Source organism: Escherichia sp. E1130 (assembly GCF_005781065.1).
GTDB lineage: Bacteria > Pseudomonadota > Gammaproteobacteria > Enterobacterales > Enterobacteriaceae > Escherichia.
The window spans coordinates 31,947-47,693 of the sequence record NZ_VATL01000036.1 but is presented as its reverse complement, the minus strand read 5'-3'; the positions used below and the strand labels follow the sequence as shown (position 1 = coordinate 47,693).

The window sequence follows — 15,747 nt, the reverse complement described above, 5'->3', positions numbered from 1 at the left end:
TGAGGCGTGGACCGACTATTGCGCAGGAATTATCGTGTAGTCCTCAAAAAAGTCATTTGTGGAATAGGTACTTCCCCCTTTGAGGAAAATGGGAGCGTGTACTGGATGGAGTTTGATTCGATTGGCCTGTGAGCCTGAGACGGGAAGAAATGCGCCACCAGGCTCACTGTACATCATGAAATCCCCTTGCAGTCTGTTGCAGTGCGGACAATGGTTAGCGTAGTAGCTGCTTCCGTTCATTTTGCTGTAACCCGGACGATATGATGAGGTAAACTCCTGCATCTTATTCAGTGCCTGAACAGAAATTTTTACCAGGTACGAGGTGGGTACCAGGCAAGGCTGAACGGACCAACGCCACACAGTTTTTGAAATGTTGTCATACAGCTCCATTCCTTCATATGTCTCATTCCATACCCCCGGGATTTCATCTTCCCACTCATTATCCACCTCAAAGAAATCGAGATATTTGTGCCCTCTGGGTAGGTAGAATGCGTAGAGTGGAATTTGTTCATCGCACTTCCAGCACCGACGAGACGACTCGCCAATGAAGTAATTTTCCGAATAAAGGTTGTGTTCATTTTCGGGGGTGAGTTCGGGGATCCATTTGATAAAGTGGAGGCTATCTAATCCTTCAGGAACGTACCACTTTCTTTTTTCTGGTTCCCAGCGTGCTCCTTTACTCTTAGCTATGTCTTTTTCCTCGAAGGGAACGCTTAAATAGAACTTTTCCATGCCCGAACAGTATCCTTAGCCAGATATAAAGGGTTATAGCCTATGCTCGGGCCATTTTTATACTGAGTCAAGTTCCCGGAAATTTTATGTGGGTATACTGTGTTGCTGGTAATTTAATCTGAGTGGATACGTTAAGGGCAGACCGTCCTACATTTTTTGATCATGGAGAATGCAGTATGTCTTACAGCGAAGAATTTCTGAAAGCACTGGAACGAACGGCGGACTTTGACCTTGCCCCACCGGATGGAGTAACCGAAGTGCCCGGGCGGATGATGAATGATAAACGCATCCGTCATTTGAACAGGGTGCTGGCCCCGGTGTTCGAAGGTATTGTGAGTTATGAGCAGATGGTAGGGCAGTGTATGCCTCTTCATCTTAAGGCTCGCCCCGTTCTGGAGGAATGGCTGGGATGTCCGGTGTATTTTACTCTTGGCTGGGTTGATGATGGTACGCCGAAGGGAGTTCACAAATTTGATGACGCGATGATTGCTGACAAACTGGCGAACGGCCATCAGGATGACACTATCAATATCCACGCCTGGTTAACGTTACCCACCATGGAAATCATCGATCTGACGTTGAGCACAACCTTCAGCATTTTACAGGGGCTTAAGGACGGTGAAGGTGGCGTTATTACGAAGAAAGCGGATGAGATAACCGGTTTTGCGTATAAACCGATGCTGGTTGGTGAGGCGTTTCTATCTAAGGCTGGGATTATGCAGAACGTGACCTGGTACGAGCTGGAATAAGGTCTTTTGTACAGGGTTGCTGAAAACAAAAAAACCGCCGTAAGGCGGTTCTTTTGTGCTGATCAGGTTAATCGGCCTTCTCAGCAGGGCGTTGGTTACCAACGTAACGCAAGCACGATCCAGTGCTTGTATTCGCGGTAACATCTCCGGTGGTGGCATCGTGAAGCGGTCTGAGCAAGGACCGCACAATGAAACGGTACTTTTGTATTGTGATCGTTGTATCTGGTGCATTGTTGTCATCCGGGAACGGGGGCTGGAGTATCTCCAACAACTCAATCTCGGTAACAATTAACGCAGCAGGCAAGTAGGCCAGGTAGCCGTCCTTCGGGACGGCTTTCCTTTGGTTGCCTAGTTAAGCCCGGTCAGTCTGGCAATAATCTTCCCTACTGACGATTCATTTTTAAAGCCATGGTTGCCAGTGAAAAGCCACTGTATCGGAATTGACAGAACGTACAGTGGGACGAACCATAGCTGGTTTAAGCGTTGCCACAGTTTTACCTCTTCCTTTCGAAACCAGCCGTACTTTACTACCAGGTAGGGCCCCTCATTTTGCCAGTCTTCGCCTTTGAGGATATTTACGACTTTGTTGCTGTCAGAAATGCCTTCGCTTTCCAATAACGTTTTGAGTTCATGCCGGCTTAATGTTTGCATCCACCCGCGTTTATAAATCACTGACTTCTCCTTTTGTCTGCAAACATTTATTCAGTCCCTTCAATCCACAGCCGATTAAACTCTTGCTGGTAGGCCTGTGCTGTCGTTGGCTCATTCCAGATGACAATAGTGTTCTCAGCATTGCGCCTGATAGCGCTGGAAGTGAAGTTGAATGACCCGGTCTGAGTTGTTATACCGTCGATCACCATGAATTTATTGTGCTGGATGGCATATCGTCCGTTCAGCCGCACCGGGATACCTTTATGCTGCAACCAGGTCACGGCTGAATAGCGTCCGCCATTATCTTTTTCGTCAGCGACCACGCGAACTTTGATACCCCGCTGACTGGCGTTATCCAGAGCGATCGCAATCTGCTTGCTGGTAAAGCTGTATGCCGCGACGTCGATCGTTTCTCTCGCACTGTTGATGGCACTGAGCACGTTAGTTACGGCGCTTTCGCCCGGAGAAAAGCCGGTAGTGATATGAGTTTCAGTAGCCGTAGTGGTCAGGGGAGTCAGTAAAATCGCCAGCAGAAATGTGCTCAGAGATATTTTGGTACCAGCTGTCATCAGGGGGATTCTCCTTATAGTGAGTCGGTTCGGTAGGGACAGGTGTTGCCTGCTGGAAGAAATTTTCCGGCGGTGATGGTTGTGCCGGTGGTGCGCTGTATCCGGCATTGTTCTGGTGTGCCTCTTCAATACGTTTCTTCGAGATGCGTATATTCTCGCGGTCCTTCAGCCAACGGTATTTGCCCTTATTCTTCTCCAGGGCATTTACGGCAGCTTCAAACAGCAGAACACCACGCTCATCGTCGCTGTAGTCCACGTCGATGCGGCTATCCAAATCGGTGGCCAGCTGAGTAATGGCCAGAAGTGTTTTATCCTCGATACGGGCATGAAGGCGGCCGTGATAATCCTCCGGGCTGGTCGTGTGGCAGATATCCAGTATCTGGTTGACCCTTTCCTGGGAAACTGGGCGCCGGCGCTCAGCTGCGGGTATTTCGCGGCAAAGGTCGTTGAAATCAGGGCGACGGATAGGGACGTAACGGTTGATTTTGACGTCCAGCTTCGAAATCTTCTCGCTATCCGGAATGTAGATGGAGTTGCTGCGAACCTGCTGGTCTTCAAAGACGATGATGCCTTCACCTTCCTTCAGGGACTTGAGCTCATCCAACTGGATATTGTCCTTGTCGCGGAACTCCACGCGGTCAACATCCTGATAGCTCCCCATACTGGTCCGTTCCATGGTGCGCTGTTCTGCGTACTGGCCAGTCCCCCCGACGGCACGGATCATCTTCAGGGTATCTTCCGTATCCTCTGTTTTCATGAACTGTTTGGTACCGAGGTTTGCATTCACGGAGTGCACTTCTTTCCCGTGTTTGAGCATGGCCTGCAGGTCCTGGCCAAGGATAACGAGCATGTAACGCAGGCTTCGCATCTGGGCCGCCAGCTTTTCCAGTCCTGGTGCGAAGTAGTAACCCACCTCGTCACAAAGGAGCATGAAAGGAAATTTACTTGCGAATTTCTTCACGGTCAGTGTGTGTTCCGGTGAGCCCTCGATCTTGTTACCGAGGTCTTTAGCGATGTTCATCCTGATGTCAGAGATATAGAGCTTACCCAGCGTGGCCGCTTCGTTATCAGATAGCTCAAGAGCCGGGATAAGGACAACCAGCGTTCGATCGTTGTGCAGGATATCCTGCATATCGATGTCTCCGCCGTTCTTGGGAAATACATGGCCGTAGGTATCGTTGAACATGCTGAGCATGCGGGTGAACTGCTGGATAAGATATCCGTGCTGGTCCAGAGCCCCCTGAGACCATTCCCCTGGACGGTTAATCAGGTTCATATCAAAGCCGGCGAGGTTGGCCAGATAGTTTTCCATTGGCTTGTAGCCTTCCACGTGCCAGCCTTGTTCCAGTGCTTCACGGTACAGACCCACAAACTTAACCAGCGGGAGATAGGACTGAATAACGTCCTGCGTCAGCAGAATGTTGTCCCTGGCCCGTTTGTAACATAACGCGTAAATCAGCGCGTTCATCATGGCCCGGGCTTTGTCTTTCCACCCTTCGTCGCTACCATTGCCGGCTGGTTGCAATGACTCCATCAGTTGGGTAATGAAGGTCGGACTTCCATAAGCGAAAGGGTTAGTACCGTTTGACTGCGGTCGGGACTTATCGCCGAGTAACAACTTTTTGAAACGGTCATCATTACCGGTAATGAAGTTCAGGACGTGCCAGTCATCTTCCTGACCGAAGCGTCTGGCCATCGACCAGGTAGCGACGGCAAGGTCTATCTGTGCTTTGCCATCAGAGATACAGCAGCCGCGGGCCCAGCACAGAGAATTGAGGTACATGCTGTAGAGGGTTTCCGTTTTCCCGCCGCCGGTAGTAGCCATAATTTGCATATGGCGGAGGGCGTCAGAGGTTTGTAGCCACAGTTCCCTGCCTCTGTCCTGCTTGCGTGCTGTCCCCAGGCACAGCGTGCCCTCTGATTTTCCCCGGATAATTTTGGGCAGGTTCAGGTTGAGCAGCGGAATGTTCCAGCTGTGCTCTCGCTCCGTCGAGAGGTCCAGTCCTCCTACATCCATCGGTATCCGTAGTGGTAAGCGAAAGCGCTGATCGCTAAATGCGACCAGCAGGATGGTGCTGAGCGGCAAGGATAACAATAATGTGGCCGGCCATAAGGCGCCGGCCAGGAGAGAAAACACCAGTAGCAGTTGCACGGTGGCCGGTGCCATAAGTATGTGCTCAGCCAGCTGGCTGTGAACCAGCCGGCTTATTCGCCAGCTGTCCACAGGACCGTGACGTCCTTTTAAATTCATAAGGCCTCCTTACTGGCGGGTATCAAGGAATGATTTCAGAGCGCCATCACTGGTCATGGCCTGCAGCGGTATCATGCGGCCGTCATCGCTGATGACCGTCGGTGTCCCCGGCATGCGGTACAGCTCAAATGCTAAGTCGTTACGCGCCAGGGCCTGCTTACCTGCATCACAGGCAACCGGTGTGATACCCGCTTTCTCTTTATCTGCCAGGTTAAGCATGCCAGCGCCGGTGTCGTTCAGGGTCTTCCACATCTGCGCGCGTTTCTCCGGTGCAGCGCAGAGCAAGGGAACTATCTCGTCTGCAGTGCGGGTTTTGCCAATCAGCGTCACCGGAAAAATCTCTACGTTGTAGGCTTCTGCCAGAGCCTGAACAGTCGGTTCAAAAATGCGGCAGTTTGGGCACTCCGGATCGAGGAAGATATACAGCGAACGCTCATGGCCTGAGGACAGGCGAATAGTGAATTCCTGTTTTGCTGCACCATTTCTGAGTCGTTCTGCGAGCGTAGCCCGGGCTTCAGCTGCTTCTTCCGGAGTGAGGGACAGATTGCTGCTTTGAACCTGAGGGGATTGAGTCTGCGGGGCCTGCTGTACAGGTGCTTCTGGGGCAACTGCAACTGCAACTGTCGCTGGCTGGACCTGTGATATTACAGGAGCGGAAGTTGTCTGCGTGGCAGGGCTCGATATCTTTACTGGTCCGCTGAACTGCGGTGCCAGCCAGTCTGCAGCAAGGGCAAGGCACAAAACGCCAGGGGCGAACCATTTCCACTTCGACGTTAAGACTGAGGGGGCTTTTTGTACTTGGCTGGTAGCTATGACCATGCGTGTAAGAACATCAGCCGTGGTGTTCATGATCAGACTGGCAAGCTCTGGGTCTTCCGTAGAGAAAAGACGAGCAAAACCATTATTGCTCTGGCGCATCCAGATAACGTATTTCCCGGCATCCTGCTCCAGGGTGAGCTGATACCGCTCAGTGGTCGGCTTATTCAGACAAAAGAGGCTGCGGTCATTGAGGCGGACCTGCAGATGCTGTCCGTGAATTTCGGTGCTGATATTGAAAATAGTTTGCTCTGACATGGCGTTATCTCATTTTTGGTCGAAAGGAATGGGTGTGGCGGTGAGCGTGAGCTTCTTCAGTCTGGTCTGCAGCCGGGTTTGCCTCGTCATCGTCATCGTCATCGTCAATGTCGTCCTCCTCTTCAGCAGGAGAACGGACGGGCCCGGTGGCGTCGTCAACGACGGCTCCTATGTTTCGCAAATCGGCTTCCAGACCATCCAATGCGAGGCTCATGATGGGGTGGCTAAGGCGAACCCGGTAACGCGCTGCCAGTGTTTCCCAATGGGCCTGGCTGACTACGCCAGCTGCTTCAACAAATGGCCAGGGACGACCGGTGGACGCCAGGGTGTACCAGAGTGGGCGATCGAGTCCTTTCAGCCAGCGGAAACGGCGAATGGGAAGATGCAGATCGTTGTCATGCAGTGCTGAGATGGCCGTACGGATATAGCCGTATTGCCTGATGAAACTACGGGCCTGCTCTGTTGCGATGACTTTTTTGAATGCACTATTGGCCAGTGCCAGATTTGGATAGCCGATTTTGTTCCGATATCGGCGGTCAGCTTTTAGCGTGGAACGGTTGAGCGTATCCAGTAGCGCTTCAGCGTCCTTACGCTTGTCCATGAAGTGCTGCAGGCCAAAGATGGCAAACATTGCCCGTTCATGGTCATTGAAGGCATTAAATAGAGGAGTCACGTCGTTGCCGGCGGCTACTTTAGGCAGTGGAGTGCCCAACTGGGCGATGAACAATTCCTGGGCCACCTCCCGGCGTAATCGCTGATTCACAACCAACCTGTGCTCGATGGCGAACTCATCCGGCGTCTGCGCACTACGATGTTCTATCGGGTCGACGTTCAGCAGCTGCTGTTTTTTATCACCGTAGGTTAGCGCCGGTATAATTGATGGTGAGAAGGCGGACATAATGCGGGGCAGCGTGTGGATTGAAATGTCGCGTCTAGTGCGGCTTACCTGGTGCCGGCGAACGGCGATAATCCCGGTAATGATTAGAGGAATTAGCGCAATCATGAGAATGCCGGCAGTGACGTCCATTACAGCAAAGAACTCACTCCATGTAACGTCAGGGGCGTTATTGTGTGTTCTGGCCAGAAGGTTAATACGCCAGGCGGCATATTCATGTGTGCTAGGAAAATCGACAATATTCCATAGCCAGTAAAGCAGGGTGGTACAGACTTCGACGGTGAGCTGCCGAAAGAACAGGGCTGCTATAATCAGCGTAATAAAGCCGCCGACCACAGCCATTGACCAGTCATGAGACCGGGTGTCATTGCGTGGTGGTTGCGCCATAAGGGGGCCTTTGATAGTGCTAATGCAAAAGAAAAGGCACTCTGAATAGAGTGCCTCTGATGTAGGGGTAGGGACAGCTTAAGATTTATTTCGGTGGCAAAACCAGGTTGATGCCGTTTCTTTCGGCGATCTTTTGTGCCTGATGCTCAACGTAACCAGGAACATTATTCTCATAAGTCCAGCTTTGATTGCGCATTGCATTTATTTTCTCATACAGTTCGTTAGCCTTGCCGGTTGAAATAGAAACAGATGGAAGCTCAGGTACGCCTGTATGAATTGTGAGATTCTTACCTTCGACTTCTACTGATTTCCAATCGTTCATGCCGAACCCCATAACACGAACATCTTTGGGGATGAAAAAATTAAATATAGTGGTATCTGGATGATTAATGTATAGAAGAGTCCCGTTTTTTGTATCAATCGCCAGATAATTAAGACCAGTCCAGCTTTTTGCTATGTTGGATGGTAATGCCTCATTAAAATGATTGTCTCGAAAGTAAGATTCGAAAACGCTGATGTTTCTTCTTTGTCTGGAGATTATAGAAAATATTAACGCACCTATTAATACTAAGGAAATCCAAATAATCGCCCAAAGTGTGATGTCAGATTGCTGGAAGCCATAATACTTCACATATTTATATATGAATCCTGCTAAGGCAATGTGTATTGGAAGACAAAACACTAAATACATGGCCGAAAGAGTTCCCACTAACGCGACAGACCATTTTTTTGAGTATGTGTCTATGTGTTTAATCGTCATTTTCATCTTCCTGATATTTTATCTGAGTCGTTTACTGGCGAGATTATAAACTTCGCTATGTTCACGTTTCCCGACAGCAACAACAGCAATGATTAGTTCATCATTAAGAATTTGGTAGACAAGTCTGAATCCAGATGACCTAAGTTTAATCTTATAGCAGTCCGGCATCCCTCTCAGTCTGGCAGAGGGAATATGGGGATTCTCAGAACACTTTTTAAGTTTCTTAGCGAACTGCTGTTGAATGGAACGATCAAGACTATTCCATTCCTTGAGCGCATCAGTTCTAAACTTAACTTTGTATATCATAAATAACGGTCCAGATTGACGTCATGTAATGCCTGCTCTGAACGCTCTTTGACTAGATTTGCTAGATCCTGGTCATCAATAAACTCTAACATTTGTTCGTACAACTCTGCAGGAACGCAGTAAAACGCAGGTTGATTACGATTCAAAATAGCAACAGGGTATCCATCTCCTGAATTGACTGTTGCCATAGGGTTTGTTTTCAACTCAGTAATGCTGGCCGTTGTTGTACTCAGGATTGTTGTTGGCATAGAACCCTCGTCACAAAAGAACCTGTTTATAGGTTTTATAGTAGCATCAAAAAACTCATTAACAAGTCTTTTGTGTGGTTATTGCTCAGATTTATCGGGCAAACTGGTTACTTAAACCCGTCCGGATTGCCCGTTGATTTATTCTGATCCATCCGTTTGATGCCTGGAGCGTGGCCAGCTTTGCTGCCAAAACCTGCAAACATGTTGCGGGCCGATTCTACAGCTCCTTTCATCATCTGTGCGGCTTCCCGCCCGCCGAGCCAGGCAATAACATAATCAGGCAGATAGACCTGTAGGCTGAAAGCTGATGAAACAAGCGTGGTACATGTCCGGGCATAAATCATCAGAATGCCAATAATGCTTGCTAACCCTGTGATAGAGTCAGCCTGAACATTTGCCATTGCAGGTAATATCAATATGTTGAGTAAAGTTCCGATAGCCACGACGACCAGGCTGGCAAAGAAAAAGCCAAACACCATGAGTGACGGTCTGATCGCTGCGTCGATCAAGAATATGTAGCCATAATTTGCTCGGCTTCCCTTGTCTTCTTCTGTGCCAATGTGTGTGGCTGCCCATAAAGAACCAGCAGTAGTGCCAATCAAAACACTTCCAAGCCATGATGTACACGCAGTTATCCAGTAAATTAGTGGGATAAAAGGTAAGAAAATTGAAAGGGAAAAACCGATGCTCAGCATAATAAACAAAATGAAATAAACTATAGGCGCAATTGAACCAATTACACTCTGTGCTAAATATCCTGCACCAGATACAGCATTGACAATTTTCCCAAGGCCAGAACCATTTCCCATGTCAACAAGACCCTTTGCAACAGTAAAGGTAGCAAAAGTCGTTTGAGCAGCACCTAAAGTATAGTCTCCAACTGATTTCATCTTTAATAGAGGGTTGACTTGGCTTGAGTTGTTAGAATTATCATCATCCATGACAGAGTGAATAATGAAATTCGCAAATCTTACACCGTAAGCATTATCTAGCACTTTTAACAACGTAGAGTTCGCCGATTGACCGTCATCAATGCTATCGTTCCCAGGTATGTTTGCTGACCCCAGAGGGGGGGTATATGTTGAGTTTTTCCTCTGAGCAAGTAAGGCTGTTCTAATTTCTTCCTGCAATTGACCGACGCCAGCCTCCCCGATATTTGATTGACCTGTAACGATAGGGCTTTGGTTGGCCACGCTATTAACTTTCTGATTAGCTGTTGCGAATGACTGATACCAGGCACCCAACGAAATCCAGCCGCTTTGTTTCAGGTAGTTAGATAACTCGCTGCGGATTTCCCCTTCGTTGTTTACGCTTGCTGTTGCAGCAGTGATAGTGTCCTCATACTGCCGTGCTGCCTGTTGAATCTCCGCTTCTGCATCAGGAAGGCGACCTTGTCCTCCATCCTGATAACTGCGCCAGGCGCTGACAAAATTTTCAGCACTCTGTGACAGCGTGCTGTTCATCGTGGTGAAAGCGCTCATCTGGGCATTTTCGAGTGGGCCAGAATTTATTGGGACACTAAAGGAGAACCAAGAATCACTGTCAGTTGTTTCAGGCAATTTCGCGCTGCCGCAGAGAGCGCTGCCGTTCGAAATGCGTATCTCACGACTGTCAGAGGACCGCTGTTCTGTCATTGGCGGTGTATTGCTGCTCCCGGACTGGTGCATTTCAGCTTGCTCGGTGTTCATCGCCGCTTTGCACAGATACATATCGAAGATGCCCCGGGCTGCCGTAATAGTTTCGCCGGCAACGGGCTGCATAATCATGGACTGGCCGTCCATGATTGTGTCTGCAGCTTTATCGGTGAGCAGATTGGCGCTACCAATCCCCATGATGGAAGACATCCATAAGAATGCCAGATTTGAGATGGACCAGCCTGATGGCGTAGGAACCAGGGCCATAAACCCTGCCAGGGATGAGACGGGTGCCATCATTGTGTTTCCACGACCAAAAACTTTGCCGCGGTTACCTGTCAGCACCGTGGCGCGCAAGGTTATCCCCATAAACCAGAAGAACGCGAGGCCTGCGATGATGGAGTTGAATACGCCATACAGCTGGCCAATAAAGCTGACGTTCTGAGGTTGTAGGGGATTATTTACCACGTCGCCATAGACCATGATAAGTAACTGGCGGGAAAGGTCAGTCGTGCGCGTTGCCGCGCCGGTGATCGTGTCGTAGTTGATGTTGTCTGCAAATGCCGGCAACGACAGGCCTACCAGCACAAGGCTGGCCACTATCAGAAGCAGTCTTTTCATAGAGATTTCCGTTACAAACAGAATGCGCATCCAGAGGATGGCAGAAGGGTAGTCAGGATGGGGAACGCCAGCTGAAGATGTCTTTGACCCAGCGACCCGTTGCACGCCATTGTGCAAACGAGCCCAGCTCCCGGGTGGTGAGCTGCCAGAGGCGGAGTTGATGTTTCATAGCATACGCAAACACCATGCCCGCAAAGGCTATCATTGTGAATGTCAGGAACAGCGCTCTTATCAGTAACACGCCTGCTCCCGGTCCGGCAGCTATCAGCGTGGCTACTGGTAAGAGGATGGCAAACGCTGATGCTATCAAAAACATAACAAGCAATATGCGCTTAGAAAGAAGATAGCGCCGTATCAACATTTCACGGCTGCAGCCGCTGGCGGCTACTGCTTCATCGAAGCTGAGTTCGTCTGTGTTTCCCTTTACTTTGTTAGGCCATACACGGCGAAAGCGTTCTGCGTTTTGCTCTGCAGCGTAGCGAGCGGCATTGACCATACGACCGGCCTCCCATAGTGGGAGGACCAGATTGGCGGCAAACCAGGCTTTTTTTCCTATTTTCTTCATTGGCGTGTGGCTCCGGCGGCGGCCTGCTGCAGTTTTTGTGTCAGGCGAGGTTCGTAGTACTGGACACCTTCAAGACTCAACTGCTGACCAGCAATAATTGCGTTCTCCTGCAGTTGCTGTTTGATGCCCAAAAGCAGGGAGTTCTGGAGGCTTTGAATGCGGATGGATTCACGCAGAAGGTTGTCACCATCCATCGCCTGCAGGTCGGTCTGATAATCGGTATTGGCATACCGGCGATTGACTTCGAACGATTCAAACTCTCGCAACGACATCATGCCGGTGCGCTTTGCTTCTGCTGAGGCATTCTCATCAAACCAGGCCCTGCTCGATGGCGTCTGGAGTGTTTCGGCCAGAACATCTTTCGTCGCTTCATTAGGCTGACTGGCCGCGACCATCGCCAGCTGAGGCTGCTCAGCTGCACTTTGTATGGCGTCATGCTCTGTCATCATCCCGATGTACTGGCGACCACTGTCGGTTTTCACTTCGCCCTTTTTCAGTGCCCTGCCGGGACTGCGGCGTACTGAGTTTTTGAGGTACATCATTGCCGCATCTGTCTGTTCCGGGGTGAAGGTCAGCTCCGGGGCTTTGTCTTCCGGACCGGCGCCGGCCAGAAGTGAACGGACTTCCTTATCTCCGCCCGGTAATGCCGACTCGCCGCTACAGAGATCACCCCAGGCATCTGCATCTTCCCTGGTGCAGTAATTCCGGTGGATTTCTGCTGTGGCAAACAGCCCCTTTTCAGGAACATCTGGTTTGGATGACAGCGCTTTTTTAATGGCACTGTTTTTGACACCGCCACCGCTGGCAAGTGTTGACTGCTTTGCTGCTGACTGGCGGGCGACCTGTGAGGCCTGGCCTGATGCAGACTCACTGCATATGCTGTCCGGCACGGTGTAGCTGCGTCTGGCCTGCTCCAGGTTCTGCACCTGCTGCGCGTAGGTGGCATATTGCTGCATGTTTTCTGTGGATTGTTGGATCATGGCCGCAATCTTGTCGTTACCGGAACTGATTGCGCCACCAATCTGCTGGTTAGTGGAAAGAATAGAGCCTAGTGTGCCGTTGGCCGTGCTTAATTGTGGGACGACCTCTGTGGTGATTGGTACGCTGCTGTTTACGTTGACAGTCATCGCTGAGGCATAAAGCGGAGACAGCAGCAGGCCGCCGATGGTGACGGCCAGTAGTCGTTTCTTCATGGTGTTGCCTTAATCAGATTTGCAGGCCGCGAGCGGCAATCAGCTCGCTGGCCAGTCGGTTAATGACGTTGCCGTGATCGGTTTCACGCGCTTCCTTTTGACGCAGGTCGATGAGGTTGATGGCACTCCCTGTCGGGAAGGCTTCAGCCAGAATGGCTCTGGCTTTCCGACCGTCGAGTCGGTCATACAGTTGGTCACGCAAGGCGGCATCTTTCGGGGTTGAGTTGAGTGCCCATAGCTCCTTTGGCCCGAGGGTGTTTTTAAGGATCTGGACCACATTCCCTGTTTTGAGGCGAAAGCACGCCAGAAAGTGGGTACCACTGCCGTCTGGTGCTGCCCCGGAGCCGATATGACGGAACGCCTGTGCGGTATGCACCGGCACGCCGAAATGTTCGGTCAGCAGTGGCAGATCTTCATGGCTGACTTGCATCAGATAGAGACTGTTCGCTGACTTGAGTATTTCAGGCGGGAAGTGGTTCAGATACTGAGAGCTCAGCACGGTGCGGATGAAGAATTTGCGGTTCTCCAGGTCCTGAGTGACCAGCTTATTGATGATAAACGGAATGTCTTTGGCGTTATGCAATTCGTCATAAATCTTGGTTTTCACCTCCTGGGCCAGTTGGGTCAGCCGGTCGTGATGGAACGGCTGATACATCTCTGGCAGTTCGCGCATCAACTCATTGCGGTATTGCGGTAGCTCGAAGTGTCCGGCGGCCAGCTGGCCCGCGTAGAGGTACATCAAGCCGGTTTTGACCTGACCGGCAGGCGTTTTGCCTCCGACCACGTTATTCAGGTCAATGGCTATCACGCGGGTGTCCGGGTTGAGCTCAAAGACGGTGCGACCGGCCAGCATTTTGTAGGTGCGTAAGGCATCAGACAGGCAGCGGCTGATATAAGAAAGCAGTGTTTCCCCACTGCCATCACGGGTGATGGTGCCGTACTGTGCCCGCACATCTTCGTCATTCAGATACACCTGCAGGTCACTCAGTTCTGGCATTGCCTGATAATGTGCGCGTGTTGCCGCTGCCAGTTCGCCCCGGGAGAAAAGTAAATCCCTGACTTCATACCATGTGGCTTTAGACCACCAGGTGCTGTCGTACGCCAGGAGAATGCCCGTTTTCTCCAAAGCTTCATCAACTGATGGCTCCAGCGTTGGGGCATATCGGACAGGGGCAAGACTGGCATTCGTCTCATAGGCTTTGCCGATGATCATTCCCAGTATTTGCCTGCAGTCCTGTGAGTTAGGTGGTGTACCAGTGTCCGGATTCACACACAATATTTCGCCGATGTTCACCAGATATTCGAGCTCCGGGGTGATCGGATATTTCATTCCGAGCTGAACATCGAACGGGTTTTTGCAATGCTGGCGGCTATTTTCCAGTACCAGGCCTATCACTTCATGCTGGCGGGATTTCGGGAGCGCGTCGCGAATGAGTCTTACCAGACCCTGAGCAGAGAAACCTTTATCGACGTAGGACAGAAACGGCAGGTTGCTCTGTCCGGAAAACAGAATCGCTTCGCTGAGTGCTCCCAGGGCCACTGATTTACCCGTACCGGGTTCACCTGCGACTATCTCCGTGAATTTTGTTTGCAGGTTGCTGGCCAGTTTTACCGGAAAGGGCTTGCCGTCAGGGGTGGCAAACACAATGCTGGCATCATCTGGCCAGGGGGTGGCCGGGCGCTGCAGGGGAAGTAAGGAAAGGGCCGCTGAGAGGGGCGGGTACATCAGCGAGGGAATACTAAGGGCGTTCGCACCGACCAGGGTTGACGCCCACGCCCGCGCTGGGTCTCCAAATGTTCCTGTTACTTCACACACGCCCCACGACTGAAGCCCCTTCTGAAGTAGAGTACGATTTCGCTTTGCCGTTTCCTTATCACGGCCCCAGGTGCTGGCGCAGATGGTCATCACGCAAACCGGCTCGCTTTTATCTTCCTCTTCCAGCCACTGAACGGAATTATAAATCGGGCGTATTGGAGGAAGAAGGCCTGCCAGACTCAGGATGGTCTTCTTTCCACCGAGTGTTTTCATGCCCCCAGGCATCAGGTCCATGCGAATACGCCAGGGAAGGCGGCGGTTAATTTTGTCAAACAGCTGGCTGAACGTCTCCGGCTGCTGAGGGCCAAGAGAAAGCGCCAGCGTGGTATGCCAGTGGTTATCAAGTTTAATAAAGCTGCCATGAATATCCGGCGCGCTGTTGAATAGTTGATAGTGGAGATGGGGCGCCAGTAACGTTGAATGGTCGTTACCTTTTGGTCGTCCATGTGGCCATTTAACATCCCCGGGCAGAAATGGCCGCCAGGCTTCTGAGGTGCTGTCGCGTTCAACTTCTTCTCGTAATGCCAGCCCAACTTCATAGGCATTCATCAACCGGATACGGGTACCGAAATCGCCTTTACCAAACTGTTTTTCCAGCGTGGTGATGAACGTATCGTGGCGAATTTTAAGTCCTTCCAGCTCCTGAAATACCGGATTCTGGCCATATCGCGCTCCCGGGCTTTGTTTCAGTAAAGCTTCACGCCGCTTTTCTTCATCGTGAATTTCGGTGGTGGAAAGCGCCGTCCGGGCGGTATATACCACCAGAAACGCCCGCTCACGGGCGATAAAGGGTGCCATTTTCTCAATACGCTCATCCAGAATATCAGTCAGATTGAGGCCCATACGCTTCAGGCTGCGGTACTGGTGAGAAAGCAGTTTTTTTAGTTCAGCTTTGGCTTTTCCGGGATCACATTCGAAGACAAAACTCAGTTTACGACCCGGCTCTTTAAACTCGCTGGTTAGCAGCTTTGTCAGGCGGTCGATATAGTTACTGAAAAGCGCTTTATTCCGCTTCTCTTCTTCCGTGATGGCCGTCTCTTCATTAAAAGTACAGTAGGTCCCCTCAATTTCGAACACACTGGCATAGTGACCTTCCTCCGTGAGAAAGATATAGGGTGCGGACATGCCGGGACGTTGCTTGCGATCGTCTTCGGTCAGGCCAATCGTGGTGCGAAGATCGCAGTAACGGGTAAAGTCCTGTCCCAGTGCATAGCGCGAGGCCCAGGCAATAGCTTCCTCCACGCACTCCAGCGCGGTGACCAGTGGATTTTTCATGCGAATACTCTCTGATAGGGC

The 15,747-nt window shown here is 50.9% G+C and carries 15 protein-coding genes; 2 read left to right on the top strand and 13 right to left on the bottom strand.

Annotation, left to right across the window (positions count from 1 at the left end):
* Positions 1 to 15: 15 nt before the first annotated feature.
* Positions 16 to 732 carry a DUF5710 domain-containing protein gene (locus FEK66_RS23475; protein ID WP_135495554.1) on the bottom strand — a complete coding sequence of 239 codons (717 nt, stop codon included), beginning with the start codon at positions 730 to 732 and terminating at the stop codon, positions 16 to 18.
* A gap of 176 nt (positions 733 to 908) precedes the next feature.
* Between FEK66_RS23475 and FEK66_RS23470 the strand changes: the two genes are divergently transcribed.
* Together FEK66_RS23470 and timP are read left to right on the top strand one after the other, a co-directional pair.
* Entirely contained in the window at positions 909 to 1,481 is a 573-nt protein-coding gene (locus FEK66_RS23470; RefSeq protein ID WP_135495553.1) for a hypothetical protein, read from the top strand.
* A gap of 188 nt (positions 1,482 to 1,669) precedes the next feature.
* Complete coding sequence (gene timP, locus FEK66_RS26260) at positions 1,670 to 1,789, top strand: small toxic inner membrane protein TimP (protein ID WP_258526659.1); 120 nt, start codon at positions 1,670 to 1,672, stop codon at positions 1,787 to 1,789.
* Between the two features lie 40 nt (positions 1,790 to 1,829).
* Here the strand turns inward: timP and FEK66_RS23465 are convergent, their stop codons facing one another.
* From FEK66_RS23465 to FEK66_RS23410, 12 genes are all read right to left on the bottom strand, one after another.
* Complete coding sequence (locus FEK66_RS23465; protein ID WP_135495552.1) at positions 1,830 to 2,153, bottom strand: hypothetical protein; 324 nt, start codon at positions 2,151 to 2,153, stop codon at positions 1,830 to 1,832.
* Between the two features lie 26 nt (positions 2,154 to 2,179).
* Positions 2,180 to 2,701 carry a phospholipase D family protein gene (locus tag FEK66_RS23460; RefSeq protein ID WP_135495551.1) on the bottom strand — a complete coding sequence of 174 codons (522 nt, stop codon included), beginning with the start codon at positions 2,699 to 2,701 and terminating at the stop codon, positions 2,180 to 2,182.
* Positions 2,622 to 4,952 carry an F-type conjugative transfer protein TrbC gene (gene trbC, locus FEK66_RS23455; RefSeq protein ID WP_135495550.1) on the bottom strand — a complete coding sequence of 777 codons (2,331 nt, stop codon included), beginning with the start codon at positions 4,950 to 4,952 and terminating at the stop codon, positions 2,622 to 2,624. The genes FEK66_RS23460 and trbC overlap by 80 nt, the downstream gene beginning before the upstream one ends.
* 9 nt (positions 4,953 to 4,961) lie before the next feature.
* Entirely contained in the window at positions 4,962 to 6,026 is a 1,065-nt protein-coding gene (locus FEK66_RS23450) for a thioredoxin fold domain-containing protein (RefSeq protein WP_135495549.1), read from the bottom strand.
* A gap of 4 nt (positions 6,027 to 6,030) precedes the next feature.
* Positions 6,031 to 7,308, bottom strand: a complete 1,278-nt coding sequence (locus FEK66_RS23445; protein WP_135495548.1) for a conjugal transfer protein TrbA — start codon at positions 7,306 to 7,308, stop codon at positions 6,031 to 6,033.
* A gap of 85 nt (positions 7,309 to 7,393) precedes the next feature.
* On the bottom strand, positions 7,394 to 8,068 hold the full coding sequence (excA, locus tag FEK66_RS23440; RefSeq protein WP_135495547.1) for a plasmid IncI1-type surface exclusion protein ExcA: 675 nt from the start codon (positions 8,066 to 8,068) through the stop codon (positions 7,394 to 7,396).
* An 18-nt stretch (positions 8,069 to 8,086) separates the two neighbouring features.
* The gene (locus FEK66_RS23435; protein ID WP_135495546.1) at positions 8,087 to 8,374 is read right to left on the bottom strand and encodes a type II toxin-antitoxin system RelE/ParE family toxin; all 288 of its coding nucleotides are present in this window, start codon (positions 8,372 to 8,374) and stop codon (positions 8,087 to 8,089) included.
* Positions 8,371 to 8,622 (bottom strand): type II toxin-antitoxin system Phd/YefM family antitoxin, encoded by a 252-nt coding sequence (locus tag FEK66_RS23430; RefSeq protein ID WP_135495545.1) that lies wholly within the window; start codon positions 8,620 to 8,622, stop codon positions 8,371 to 8,373. The genes FEK66_RS23435 and FEK66_RS23430 overlap by 4 nt, the downstream gene beginning before the upstream one ends.
* A gap of 107 nt (positions 8,623 to 8,729) precedes the next feature.
* Positions 8,730 to 10,877, bottom strand: a complete 2,148-nt coding sequence (locus tag FEK66_RS23425; protein ID WP_135495544.1) for a DotA/TraY family protein — start codon at positions 10,875 to 10,877, stop codon at positions 8,730 to 8,732.
* A 52-nt stretch (positions 10,878 to 10,929) separates the two neighbouring features.
* Positions 10,930 to 11,442 carry a conjugal transfer protein TraX gene (gene traX / locus FEK66_RS23420; RefSeq protein WP_135495543.1) on the bottom strand — a complete coding sequence of 171 codons (513 nt, stop codon included), beginning with the start codon at positions 11,440 to 11,442 and terminating at the stop codon, positions 10,930 to 10,932.
* A complete protein-coding gene (traW, locus tag FEK66_RS23415; RefSeq protein ID WP_135495542.1) occupies positions 11,439 to 12,635 on the bottom strand; it encodes a conjugal transfer protein TraW in 1,197 nt (398 codons plus the stop codon). The genes traX and traW overlap by 4 nt, the downstream gene beginning before the upstream one ends.
* A 13-nt stretch (positions 12,636 to 12,648) precedes the next feature.
* Entirely contained in the window at positions 12,649 to 15,726 is a 3,078-nt protein-coding gene (locus tag FEK66_RS23410; RefSeq protein WP_135495541.1) for an ATP-binding protein, read from the bottom strand.
* Between the last annotated feature and the right edge of the window lie 21 nt (positions 15,727 to 15,747).